The 11,402-nt window shown below is 42.3% G+C and carries 12 protein-coding genes; 8 read left to right on the forward strand and 4 right to left on the reverse strand.

Annotated features, from left to right (window positions below; translation table 11 throughout):
- Positions 1 to 79 precede the first annotated feature (79 nt).
- The 5 genes from AHMF7605_RS29080 to AHMF7605_RS30730 all read left to right on the forward strand — a co-directional run bounded on the left by AHMF7605_RS29080 (position 80) and on the right by AHMF7605_RS30730 (position 4,546).
- Positions 80 to 433: an MliC family protein gene (locus AHMF7605_RS29080; protein ID WP_106933773.1), complete on the forward strand. Its 354-nt coding sequence runs from the start codon at positions 80 to 82 to the stop codon at positions 431 to 433.
- A gap of 731 nt (positions 434 to 1,164) precedes the next feature.
- A complete protein-coding gene (locus AHMF7605_RS29085; RefSeq protein ID WP_106933774.1) occupies positions 1,165 to 2,439 on the forward strand; it encodes a DUF6351 family protein in 1,275 nt (424 codons plus the stop codon).
- Between the two features lie 414 nt (positions 2,440 to 2,853).
- Positions 2,854 to 3,294, forward strand: coding sequence for a hypothetical protein (locus AHMF7605_RS29090; protein ID WP_106933775.1), 441 nt, complete (start codon positions 2,854 to 2,856; stop codon positions 3,292 to 3,294).
- Between the two features lie 307 nt (positions 3,295 to 3,601).
- The gene (locus AHMF7605_RS29095) at positions 3,602 to 4,312 is read left to right on the forward strand and encodes a manganese catalase family protein (RefSeq protein ID WP_233219336.1); all 711 of its coding nucleotides are present in this window, start codon (positions 3,602 to 3,604) and stop codon (positions 4,310 to 4,312) included.
- Positions 4,313 to 4,324: 12 nt separating this feature from the next.
- Positions 4,325 to 4,546, forward strand: coding sequence for a hypothetical protein (locus tag AHMF7605_RS30730; protein ID WP_233219337.1), 222 nt, complete (start codon positions 4,325 to 4,327; stop codon positions 4,544 to 4,546).
- A gap of 405 nt (positions 4,547 to 4,951) precedes the next feature.
- Here AHMF7605_RS30730 and AHMF7605_RS29100 read toward each other — a convergent pair whose 3' ends face one another.
- Both AHMF7605_RS29100 and AHMF7605_RS29105 read right to left on the reverse strand, forming a co-directional pair.
- Positions 4,952 to 5,620 carry a helix-turn-helix domain-containing protein gene (locus tag AHMF7605_RS29100; RefSeq protein ID WP_106933776.1) on the reverse strand — a complete coding sequence of 223 codons (669 nt, stop codon included), beginning with the start codon at positions 5,618 to 5,620 and terminating at the stop codon, positions 4,952 to 4,954.
- A complete protein-coding gene (locus tag AHMF7605_RS29105; RefSeq protein ID WP_106933777.1) occupies positions 5,617 to 5,859 on the reverse strand; it encodes a DUF4160 domain-containing protein in 243 nt (80 codons plus the stop codon). Before AHMF7605_RS29105 ends, AHMF7605_RS29100 begins: the two co-directional genes overlap by 4 nt.
- Positions 5,860 to 6,412: 553 nt before the next feature.
- Between AHMF7605_RS29105 and AHMF7605_RS29110 the strand changes: the two genes are divergently transcribed.
- The gene (locus tag AHMF7605_RS29110; RefSeq protein WP_106933778.1) at positions 6,413 to 6,814 is read left to right on the forward strand and encodes a hypothetical protein; all 402 of its coding nucleotides are present in this window, start codon (positions 6,413 to 6,415) and stop codon (positions 6,812 to 6,814) included.
- A gap of 78 nt (positions 6,815 to 6,892) precedes the next feature.
- A complete protein-coding gene (locus AHMF7605_RS29115; protein WP_146153708.1) occupies positions 6,893 to 7,318 on the forward strand; it encodes a hypothetical protein in 426 nt (141 codons plus the stop codon).
- Here AHMF7605_RS29115 and AHMF7605_RS29120 read toward each other — a convergent pair.
- On the reverse strand, positions 7,311 to 7,874 hold the full coding sequence (locus tag AHMF7605_RS29120) for a recombinase family protein (protein WP_106933780.1): 564 nt from the start codon (positions 7,872 to 7,874) through the stop codon (positions 7,311 to 7,313). The genes AHMF7605_RS29115 and AHMF7605_RS29120 overlap by 8 nt on opposite strands.
- A gap of 205 nt (positions 7,875 to 8,079) precedes the next feature.
- Positions 8,080 to 9,612: an IS1182 family transposase gene (locus AHMF7605_RS29125; protein ID WP_106933698.1), complete on the reverse strand. Its 1,533-nt coding sequence runs from the start codon at positions 9,610 to 9,612 to the stop codon at positions 8,080 to 8,082.
- 533 nt (positions 9,613 to 10,145) lie between these two features.
- Here AHMF7605_RS29125 and AHMF7605_RS29130 point away from each other — a divergent pair.
- The gene (locus AHMF7605_RS29130) at positions 10,146 to 11,324 is read left to right on the forward strand and encodes a S8 family peptidase (protein WP_106933781.1); all 1,179 of its coding nucleotides are present in this window, start codon (positions 10,146 to 10,148) and stop codon (positions 11,322 to 11,324) included.
- The last annotated feature ends 78 nt before the right edge of the window (positions 11,325 to 11,402 follow it).

Below are 11,402 nucleotides of genomic sequence, written 5' to 3' on the forward strand. Positions count from 1 at the left end.
TAGACGAATAAGTTATGCTTGAAATAACAAAAAAGCAAATAGAATTAAACCAGATACCTTATTGAAATTTAATTGTATAATGAAAAAGTTAATAAATCAAGTAGGATTTATCGTGCTATTATCAATGAGCTTATTTAGCTGTAATACTCATTCTTCTCAAAAAGCGGGATCATTGGTTCAGCCACCACTATTAGAAGGTACTTTAAAGTCTGCTACGGGAGAGGAACTGCGTTATAGTTTTAACAACGTGATTCATACGTTGATCATCCAGTACCAGGGAGCAACCAGCACCTTAACCGCGCAACCGACTGGTTCCGGAATAAAGTACGCCAATGAAGAGTATGTCTATAGCGAATGGCAGGGGAAATCTACTCTGCAAAAGAACGGTAAAATCATCTTTGAAGCCTCAACAAATTCAGGAAAGCAGAAGTAAAGTGCTTAATTTTCAAAAATCGAAAAAGCGGCAGGTACTGCAATCAGAAGAATGTCAAGTTTAAAAATTGGTTGTGCTCAACGTTTTTAAGACGGGTCAGCCAAAAAAAATCTTGTAAAACAACCGAATAAGTGAATAAAAAAAGACCTGTTCGCAGCAGGTCTTTTCTTTCTCTTTTATATCTTAAATGCCTATCTCACAAACTAAACTAAAAAGCTGATTCTTGAGACGGGTGGAAGAGATACCAGTCCGGCCATGGTTAAACTGCTACAACCAAAGCAAGGCGTTGAATCAAGTAATTTAGCGGATCCATACTACTGCGACCGGCTGCTCCCTAGCCAGGTTAGCTCCACTTATTTCCAAGGGAAAGAAAGCCAAAATAGGGAATTTAATTTTACTCGCTATTTCCTTGCTTTTTCCCGGCAGTTCCCTTACTTTTCCCTAAATAGCACGTTCCCAATAATTTCCCGCTATTTCTTGCTTTTTGTAGACTTTCCTTAATCCCAATTCGCGTCCGTTAACTTATACCTTTATTTTCCTGCCTACTGTATTTCAGCAGAGTAGAAACGCTTCCGTGCTTCTCATTGGGAAAGGTAGTTTTTATGATAAAAGATAAAAATTCCCCGTTTTATTTCTCTCCTACTTACCCGCTTCTGGCGGAAGACAGAGAGAAAGTAAAAAATTAAAGAACTTACTCCCTGCGTAAAAATTTAACCCTAACTGCGATAATCATGAAAAACTACTACTTATTACTGGTGTCTTTTATCTTCCTGCTCGTCGGTTGTCAAGATGCGGCCGAACTAGCGGTTCCCGCCCGGAGTGCTGACCACGTGGTTACTAGCTTACAAAGTGTGACTACCGTCGAGGGCTTCACCACCCCCATGTCCTGCACCACCGAAACCTTACCTACCGGTGAAATCTACCAGATCTGTAAACCAGCCAATTGGAACGGGGAACTCATTATCTACGCCCACGGGTATATTTCCGAATTTGAACCCTTACAGCTGCCAACGGAAGCGAGTAAATACGCCCCCTTGTTCGTCAGCCAAGGCTATGCATTCGCTACTACCAGTTACAGTCAAAACGGGCTCGCCATTCAAACCGGGATTCAGGATATCATTCGGTTGCGGGAAAAGTTTATTCAAGCTAACGGGCAACCGAAACACATCTATTTAACCGGCGCTTCAGAAGGCGGGATTTTGACAACTTTAGCGCTGGAACGTTACCCCAACCTGTTTAGCGGTGGCTTGTCGTTATGTGGGCCCTGCGGCTATTTTCAGGGCCAGATTAATTATTACGGGGATTTCCGGGTCTTATTCGATTATTTCTTCCCGGGGGTGCTACCAGGAAACGCCATTACCATCCCGGACGAGTTAATTGCTAACTGGCAGACGAAATACGTGCCGGCCGTTCTTAAGGCACTGCAGCAGAATCCGGTTGCTACCCTAAAGCTGCTGCGCACTTCCTTGGCGCCTTACGATGCCAATGATCCCACGACGATTGGCCAAACGGTGCTTGGCGTGCTGCGCTACGATGTTGTTTATTACCGCGACGCGTACCGAAAACTGGGGGGACAACCCATTGATAACCGCACAAGAATCTATTTTGGTACGGGTAGTATTGCCGAAGATTTCCGTTTGAACGCCAAAGTGCAGCGTTTTAAGGCGGACCGGACGGCTACTGAAACCATTAAAAAATATTACGAAACGAGCGGTAACCTAAAGAAACCTTTGGTAATGGCGCATACGAGCAAGGACCCCATTATACTAGCCTGGCATTTGCCCCTTTACCAGGCGAAAACTTATCTGAAAGGTACTAATGGCTATTTCACGGGTATACCGGTTCAACGCTACGGGCATTGTACCTTTACCGATGCCGAGATTGTGACGGGATTAGGCTTATTGCTGCAAAAGATCCAAGGTCAGCAAAGCCAAGCCGAGTTGGTGTTAGCCCAGACTGGGGACTCGTCGGGTAAAATCATTCAGGCGGTACGGATAATCCGTTAGGTAATCGGCTGGATAGTAGAGGTAAGACCATGGAATACGGAGAGACGATCCGCCACCCAATAGACTTAACAAAACCAAGTCTAGTGGGTGGCGGATCCCTTTTTATAAGTCTCTCCTATAATCGCCATTAAGCAAAGCAGGAGCGGTTTTAGGTCCGCTGAAGGGGAGTTGTCCTATCCTAAACGGCCTGTTCATCCAGGAGGAATTTACTTTAGGTAAATTTTAAAGTAGTGGGATTTCCTGTTCCGGCAACCTGAATTTACTTCCTTAGATCTATTAGGATTACAATTAATTAGCTCTTGTTCAGCAATCGCTATAGCCGTAATGCTAGGTTAGTGGCAACTAAAATTTTTAGATTTCTATGTCTATTGTGAATCACGGTCTGTAACGCAGTTTATAAAATGATTAGGTAGCATGAATCCACTATTTCAAACATTGGTAACTGGCGCGACTTATGCAGGCTCTTTTCACCATAGTAGTATAAATTATACTTTACTGTTGATTGCTATTTTGCCTCATTTAATGGGAAGGGAGCAGCTGGCGAAAAAAAACCAGAGTAGTTGGCTTTGGACTTTGCTTAGTTCTACTTTAATTCAAATAAGCCTTTGGTTTTTGGTGAATGCCATTGGAATATCTTTGATCTGGAATGCCTTAGCTGGATTTAACTTGCTCTTTTTCACAAGAAATAACTATTTACTGGCATACTTAAAAAGGTTGTTTTTCCTGAGTGGCTTTACAATCATATTTATGGCAATCGTCTATTACTTAATTATCTTTCCGGTAATAACCACTATTGCTCACGTGATAGCAATTCTATTGGGAGTTGGTTTGTACTTTTTGTATAGAGGCCGATAATAGTAGACCCTGTTCAAATTGCTACTAACTAGCGAGTAGCTATTTGAAAGTATATCCAATATCCATTGACTCTATATCTGTAACTAGATTAAACAATATGAAAAGGTAACAGGAGCCTTTGGAGAGCCTTCGAATAAGCGAGAGCTAAAAAGAAATAATATCCATTCCTCGGTATTTTTTGTTAAGCCTACCTGGTCATAAGGGGGTAGGTAGCGCAACACCAGTAGTCATCTTGTTTTCGATTCATCCGAACAAACTTTATTACTCATCGTTTCTACAGTTTTTAAATTATAAAACGAAGGAAGACATGTTTCATCACGTGAAAGAATTACAGTTTAATGCCCGCGTATCTAAGCCAGATCCTCGGTTTGCGAACCTTTTATTAGAGCAGTTTGGCGGAGAAAACGGGGAATTAGCGGCGGCCATGCAATATTTCACCCAAGCATTTGCGGCCAAACAGCCTTATCCGGACAAATATGATATGTTAATGGATATTGCTACGGAAGAGTTTAGTCACTTAGAAATTGTGGGGGCTACTATCCAGATGCTGCTCAAGGGCGTAAACGGCGAGTTAAAAGATGCGGCCGATCAGTCGGAAATTATGGAAGTACTCAATGGGAAAGCAGCGAAAGAAAATGTCATTCACCAGGCGTTGGTAAATCCGCAATTAGGGGTATTAAGTGCGGGCGGGCCTCGTTTAACCAATAGCCAGGGCATTCCCTGGTGTTCGGCCTATATTCATTCTAATGGGGATTTAACCGTTGATTTACGTTCGAATATAGCCTCTGAATCGCGGGCGAAACTGGTCTACGAATACTTAATGCAATTCACCGACGATCCTTATGTGAAAGAGACCTTATCTTTTTTAATGACCCGAGAAATTGCTCATTATGAAATGTTCGAAGCGGCTTTAGCTACTATTAAGCCTAATTATCCGCCCGGGGTGTTACAAGCCGATCCGCGTTTCACCAACCAGTACTTCAATCTATCCCAAGGGGAAAGTGTGCGGGGTCCCTAGAACGAAGGAGAAATGCCGGTAACGGGTAAGAGTTGGGATTATATTGCCGATCCGATTGGCCACGTAAAACAAACGGAAGGTTTGCAAAACCAGGAAAAAGGCATCGCCAAAGAAATGAAGCTTACCGAGAAATTGAATAAAGAATTAAGTAAAGTTAAAAGGGCCGAAATAACCAGTGCGGAACCAGAAGGGGTGGCTCAATGGAGTAATTATAAGGTTCAGGACTCGGAATAATTTCTAAGTAATTTACCGATTTCTCTGCCTCCATTACTTTGAAAGGATGGCGCTGGTCAATAAGAAGATCAGCGCCATTTCTATCCGGAATCCACCTGTACCAGTCAATCAGATTAACTTGCCGGAGAGGGCATGCTTAATTTTCCTAGGAGATACACTAGACTAATTAACTTAGAAGCAAAATTGAACCAGGAAGCCCGCTATACCATGTTTGACAAAATGATTTAACTTTTAAGTTTTTCAATATGTCGGTAAGCAATGGCCCGTATTTCGAAATATTTGCCTAATATGTCTTTTATGCTAAGTAGGATTTAGAACTAATTTCTTCAGACCAACTAAGGAATACTTTTATACTGTTATATAATTTTATTAAAATCAATTATTTCTTATATGATTGGTCTGAACTTAACCTTTTTGTTCTTCACTTGAAGTCAAACCAGTTTTTTGGTCTTTAATGTCTTTAGGACCTCTCCATCTTTTTGACTCTGAACTGGTACGGGAGTAACTGCGCCCAAGTCTTTTCGTTTTTTCTTGCCTTTCAGTTTCAGTTCTACCTATAGAAATAGACAATTCTTTGCCCAATCCTACAGACACTATTTTCTCTAATGTATCTAATTCAATACCAGAGCGACCATTTTCAATCTTAGAAATATAGGTTTTAGTTGTTCCGCTACGTTCTGCTAACTGATCCTGAGTTAGCCCAGCAGATTTTCTGGCCTCCCGTAGGAGCCGCCCATATTTATTTTTATAAGGAGCCTCATAATCTTCGCCAGAATCATATAAAACAACCGGGTCTAAATCTAATGGGGCTTCTTTCATCTCGCCAAGCTTTTCGAAAGATCGAAATTTGACCTTGATGTTAGGCCACGCTAATGTGTGGCTTTCGTTGACTACTACTTGTTGAAATGCATGAATATCCTTAAGAGCATATTTAGGATCAGTTTCTGACACATTGTGAAGCCTTTTACCAAAATCAATAGTTTTATATTCACCCGTATTAAAAACACAGGTAATCTTAAATCCATCTATTTGATGAATTTTTAAAATCCTTGGTACTTTAGTTGACTTTCTCATTTTAATTCTGGGTTAAATTCAAAGAAGATCTCTTCTAGCATTGTCTGAATTCCTTCTTGCTTTGCCCATTTTATTACTTTCTTCCGTTGTTGAGGAGGTATACTGCCTCTGTAAGTTCCTAGTGTTCTTATTACTATTAATTCCACTCTTTCTCCATAAGTAGCATGAAAATGAGGGGGTAAATGTTCATCATAATAAATGTCGATTGTTATTCCCTCAAATCTTATTAACTCGGGCATATACCTTTATACTCATTGAACATAGTAAAGTTATCTAATTGGCTAACAAAATTCAAGCACCATTTTTTAGAAGTTAGTGAATGTAAACTTTAAAAAATTGTTGTGAAAAACTAGCTCTAATGAATTATAAAATTTCCTGGTATTAAAACAGTTCTATAGAAATATATTTACACTAGTTAAAGGCTGGTTTTTTAAAGGGTAAGTGGGCAGCTTTTACTTATGTCAAAGAGCTAGAAGGAATCATCCAAGGAAGAGCAGAAATAGGTGGACAAAAAAAACTTTCTATTTTTCTGCTTAAAAAAGGCGGTTTTTCGGGCTTTTGGCTGGTTAGAAAAACTGGGCAAAAAAGAGTAGTTTTATTCTGTATTCACGTATAATAGCTTCTTTCAAATCGATCCTCAATGAAGGAAATCTTGTTTTACAGGAGGTAAGTAGTCATTTTATTAGCGGTTTAAAGGCGTAGTCTATTCGTTAGGAAATTTTACCTCCTATAACCTGTATATTCCTCAATGAGACTGCTATCTTTAAGGCTTCTAATTGCATTAATTACCCGATGGTCTTTTATCAATCATCCTGCCTAGAAATTTATTACGAAGAAACTTATAAGTTTGTCGAGACCCGCTGGCTGCGTTTTGCCTCTAGTCAGGAGTACCGCGCATCTTTAGCGGCTTACTTAGAAATTATCCAAACCCATGAAGTAAGAAGATGGTTGGGCGATTATCGGCAGGCTCGCGTCGTCCGTTTGGAAGACCAACAATGGGCAGCGCTTACCTGGGCGCCCTCCTTCTTCTCTCAGGCCGGAAATATCGAACGCATGGCAAAAGTTAATGCTCGGGATATCGCTAGTCAAATTAGCGCGCACAACATGAAAAGGGATCTCAATGAAGATAAGCTCCCCTTTCTTTTTCAAGAGTTTGACAATTATGACCAGGCCCGAGCCTGGGTGCTACAATAAACGTTTGCCGTTGATGAAACCTCGCCTGACCAAAGCTAGACCCTTTATGCCCGTTCGAATCAGTCCTTCCCTGCAGCTATGATATTATATCCGGATGCCTTGCTGGCTTTAGAGTATGAGATGAGTACCGATATTCTAACGGTGCCGTGGCCCAACTTAACCGGGGCCGCGCTGCCGGAACTGGAGGTAGCCCTAACCAAATTGATTGATGCGATCAAGCACTATGATGTAAAAAGATTGTTGATTGATTCCCAGAATAGTAGAGTAGACATTCCCCAAGAGATCTATAAACCGGTCATATTTGGCCTCATCCAAGCTTTAACCAAAACGCGCTTAACCAAAATGGCCCGGGTATTACCCGAAGATGTTTTAAGAGAAAGGCAATTACGAAGCTATAATGCCGAAATGGCCAGTAAAAATATGTTTACTTTCCAAACCGGTGAGTTTGCCACCCGAGCGGCTGCTCGCCATTGGTTAAGCGAAGCGGAAGAATTTATCAGATAGCTACATAGGCGAGATAGCGATAACAAGTTGCCCGGGAAATGCCCAGAATCTTCGCTATTTCTTCTGGCCTTTTATCCGATTCAAATAAAACTTTCGCGGACTTGGCTTTTTCGATAGCTTCGGGCGTTAAACCCGCCGGCCTCCCGCCGGCTCTCCCCCGCGCTTTAGCGGCGACTAAACCCGCTTGGGTTCGCTCCTTGATAATCTCGCGCTCAAACTCGGCCAGTGAAGCAAAGATGTTAAAAGTAAAGCGCCCGGTGGGAGTAGCGGTATTAATCCCATCCTGTAAACTCACCAAGTCCACTCCCCTTTTCTGAAACTCGGCTACCAGATCAATCAAGTCCCTTAAGGATCTACCCAGCCGGTCCAGCTTCCAGACCACGAGGCTATCCCCGGGGCGGAGGTGCTGCAGGAGCCGGTGGAGTTGGGGCCGGTCTTTGGATTTACCGGACATCTTTTCCGGAAAGATCTCCAAGCAGCCAGCGCTTTTAAGCGCGTCCAGCTGCAGGTTTAAATTTTGATCCTGGGTGCTGACCCGGGCGTAGCCGATTTTCATATTTGTCTCACGAATGCCATCTCAAATATACCAAATTATATTTGATTGGTGAGATGGTCATTTGATACAGTTTTTAGCCCAAAAATGGCTGTTTTTGGTGAGTAGATTTTCATCTCGTAAAACGGTCGTGGCTGTTGCACAACTCCCTTTTGAGCCGCGTCCTATTTCCCTATCTGAACTCAATGCTGCTCCTAATAGTGCTCTCTTAGTGGAAAAACAGCTTAGTAAAAGCAAAAGAATAGCTGCTAAAAGCAGATTCTTGATTCTTTTGAAGTGCCAAAGCTTGGCTGATCGCTTTCACCGGTTTAAACTTCAGATATTTCTTCAAGTTAAAAGCAGTGGTGGCCAGCAGCATCACCTTGTGAGCCCCGGCTTTACCCCGCACTCCTATTTTCCGGAGACCATAGTAATGAATTAAGCTGCCGAAGACCGGCTCTACCGTGCTTTGTCGAACTCGCTTCATCCGTTTACCTTTTCTACTTTGCTGTCTTTCTAATGCTCGTCGATATTCCGAATCGTATGCAGTACGGGTGATTTGGCGGCATTGGCTTTTGGGAACGCAAGAAGATTTGAGCGGGCAATGTTTACAGTCCTGGTAGGTAGCCCGGTAGATTTTTAGCAAACCTCCCTCCGCATTGGTGTCATAGGTCTTAAAGGCGAGTATCTTCCCGGTCGGACAGGTGAAATAGTCAGCTTGTTGGTCATAAGGAAAACCTTCTATCTCGGACTTGTACTGGCCAAATACGGGTATCCAGCCCGTTATCTTTCTTTGCTCTAAAAAGGCGTAGTTGCTACCGTTAGAATAGCCACCATCCGCTAGCAGTTCCTTTAGACGTAGTTCATTATCTAGTAGCCGTCGCTGCAATCTCAGCGTGATAGCCGGCAAATATTGGCTGTCCCGCCCATCAGCCAAATCCGCTTGAACATGGCTGATAACGCCTTTGGCTGTATCCACCGCCAGGCTGCAATAATAGTTAAGTTGTCTGGCTTTGCCCGGTTTGACCGATATGCGGGCATCCGGATCGGTGGAACTGTAGTGCGTTTTATTGCTGACCAGGCGGGCCTTCTCGTGCTTACCGCCTAAGCCTTTGGGAGATGCTTTCAGCTGATCTTGGTGCTTTTCCAGTTTTCTTAACTGGTACTCCGGAGCCGAGAGGAACTGTTCTGGCTTTCCCTCTTTATTCTGGTTGGACTTCTTTACTACCGCTTCATTCTCGAGGATAACCTTCGTTAAGTGCTTTTTCACCGACTCGGGTGATTGTTTTAAAAGCAGGCTATCCATCGAAGCATTGGCCTTAATGGGGGCGGAGTCAATCGCCTGCCGATGACCGGCTACCATGCCTTTCTCGACACATAAGCGAAAGACTCTATCAAACAGTAGCTCAAACAACTTCTCCGGGTAAAGCTGCCGAGTACGAGAAACCGTGGAGTGCCAGGGCAAGGGCTCATCTATTTGGTAGTCTAAAAAGTAAAGCAGATCTAGTCGGAGGCTACAGTGCTCGATCAGTTGGCGGTCGGAAACAATATTCTCCAGGTAACCCACCAAGCAGAGCTTAAAGAAGACTACCGGATCGATCGACTGCTGACCACATCGTCCGTAGTAAGGTTGGGTAAGCTCGTAGAGAAAATCCAAATTCAACTGCTGTTTCAAGCGGCGATAGAAGTTGTGTTCTGGTACATGTGCCGAGAGCGAAAAAAGCAACGCCTTTTCATCTTCCAAAACCTTTCTGCCTTGCATAACCTTAAAAAATAGTCCTATCCTTCTTCAACGATTAACTTCAATCAAGGGGTTGTGCAACAGCCACCGTCGTTTCCTGAGACGGATTTTTTGTTGACCCGTCCTAAAAAAGTTGACCTATCTATTTTAGAAAAAGCCCTATGTTCCTGAAAAAGATTCTGCTTAAAGCGCCCCTTGTTGAGTGAAGTTAGCTCATTAATGAAATATCGACAATGAAGCAAGCAGAATCCAAGTCAAACCCTTTTATATTCATATTTATTTAACTATATATTGAAACTATACTGCACTTGCATTTTGTATTAATCAAATAGTATCTAAAAGGCAACGCTACTATTAATAGCGGCTAAAAAAAGAATAATCACAAAAGCGTAAATATAATTTTAAATATTATTCTGGATTTTGATCAATGAAATTATATAATTCTTTTTACCTGACCCAGCATCCTTAACTATATAAACTATATATTCCTTGCCTTACTAATTCTTTTAAAAATAAAATTATTCCTTACTCATACTAATTATACCTAAATATTTATGAAGCAAAAACTTTACAAAAAAACTATTTCTTGTCTGGCGCTTTCTGCTTGTTTCTCTATGTACAGCTGTCAAAAAGAGGAGTTTCAACCTAGTACAGCTGCCGAAACCACTTCCATTTCGAATGCTACCCAAGCTAAAAACAAAATTGAAGGACAGTATATTGTCGTTCTTAAAAAAAGTAACACAAAAGTAAATAGGATAGTTAATGCCTTAATAGTAAAAGGTATTATTACGCCCATCAATTCTTCTGATTTATTGGAAGGAGCGGTTAATGGCTTTGTGGCTAAATTAACTCCCCAGCAGGTAGCCCGACTCGAAAAGCACCCCGATATAGCCTATATTGAACAGGATCAGGTGATTACTTCTCAAGCTGTAATGACCACGGATTCTGCTGCGGAAGAAACTTATTCTGCTTTACCTGGAGAAACCATTCCCCAGGGAGTAGGCATGTTGGGCTACAGTGATGGAACCGGCAAAACAGCCTGGGTGATTGATAGCGGCGTGGACTTAAATAATCCGGACCTGAATGTGGATGTAGCCCGTAGTAAAAGCTTTCTTACTACCACCAGCGTGCAGGATGGTTTTGGTCACGGCACAGCTGTTGCCAGTATTATTGGGGCTAAAAATGATGGAGCCGGAATTATTGGAGTAGCCGCAAATGCGACGATTGTTGCCTTGCGGGTTTCCGATGATGCGGGAGCGGGAACCGTATCTAATGCCATTAAAGCCGTGAACCAGGTGAATACCTATGGTAAAGCGGGAGATGTAGTAAATATCAGTTTAGCCTCCGGGGCCTCGGCTGCTTTTGATAGTGCCGTAAAAACGGTAGCAGCTAAAGGTATTTTCGTGGCTATTGCTGCGGGTAATAGCGGGGTGGATTGCAGTACAACTTCTCCTCAGCGCGTTAATGCCCTTAATGTTTATACTGTATCGGCGATGGATTACAATAAAAATTTCTGGACTAGCTCTAACTTTGGATCACCCGTTGACCGGTGTGCACCAGGAGTGAATATTACTGCTTTAAAAATTGGCGGTGGCACAAAACTGGTGACCGGTACTTCCTTTGCTACCCCCCACGTAGCGGGCTTATTATTACTACAAGGAAATGCGATGGGTAATATGGGCTATGTAACCGGTGATAAAGACAGTACCCCTGATTTAATTCCACACCTTTAGAATCTCCACTTTTAAATAATTAAAATATTCCATAAAGCCACTTGATAGTGGCTTTATGTATTTAAAGAAAATAGGTTA

Source organism: Adhaeribacter arboris, from assembly GCF_003023845.1.
Taxonomy (GTDB): domain Bacteria; phylum Bacteroidota; class Bacteroidia; order Cytophagales; family Hymenobacteraceae; genus Adhaeribacter; species Adhaeribacter arboris.

Bases quoted from the DNA above. Each gene is read 5' to 3' on its own strand.
- AHMF7605_RS29090 (WP_106933775.1), top strand. From the start codon at position 2,854: ATGAATCCACTATTTCAAACATTGGTAACTGGCGCGACTTATGCAGGC.
- AHMF7605_RS29095 (WP_233219336.1), top strand. From the start codon at position 3,602: ATGTTTCATCACGTGAAAGAATTACAGTTTAATGCCCGCGTATCTAAG.
- AHMF7605_RS30730 (WP_233219337.1), top strand. From the start codon at position 4,325: ATGCCGGTAACGGGTAAGAGTTGGGATTATATTGCCGATCCGATTGGC.
- AHMF7605_RS29100 (WP_106933776.1), bottom strand. From the start codon at position 5,620: ATGAGAAAGTCAACTAAAGTACCAAGGATTTTAAAAATTCATCAAATA.
- AHMF7605_RS29085 (WP_106933774.1), top strand. From the start codon at position 1,165: ATGAAAAACTACTACTTATTACTGGTGTCTTTTATCTTCCTGCTCGTC.
- AHMF7605_RS29130 (WP_106933781.1), top strand. From the start codon at position 10,146: ATGAAGCAAAAACTTTACAAAAAAACTATTTCTTGTCTGGCGCTTTCT.
- AHMF7605_RS29125 (WP_106933698.1), bottom strand. From the start codon at position 9,612: ATGCAAGGCAGAAAGGTTTTGGAAGATGAAAAGGCGTTGCTTTTTTCG.
- AHMF7605_RS29080 (WP_106933773.1), top strand. From the start codon at position 80: ATGAAAAAGTTAATAAATCAAGTAGGATTTATCGTGCTATTATCAATG.
- AHMF7605_RS29115 (WP_146153708.1), top strand. From the start codon at position 6,893: ATGATATTATATCCGGATGCCTTGCTGGCTTTAGAGTATGAGATGAGT.
- AHMF7605_RS29120 (WP_106933780.1), bottom strand. From the start codon at position 7,874: ATGAAAATCGGCTACGCCCGGGTCAGCACCCAGGATCAAAATTTAAAC.
- AHMF7605_RS29105 (WP_106933777.1), bottom strand. From the start codon at position 5,859: ATGCCCGAGTTAATAAGATTTGAGGGAATAACAATCGACATTTATTAT.
- AHMF7605_RS29110 (WP_106933778.1), top strand. From the start codon at position 6,413: ATGGTCTTTTATCAATCATCCTGCCTAGAAATTTATTACGAAGAAACT.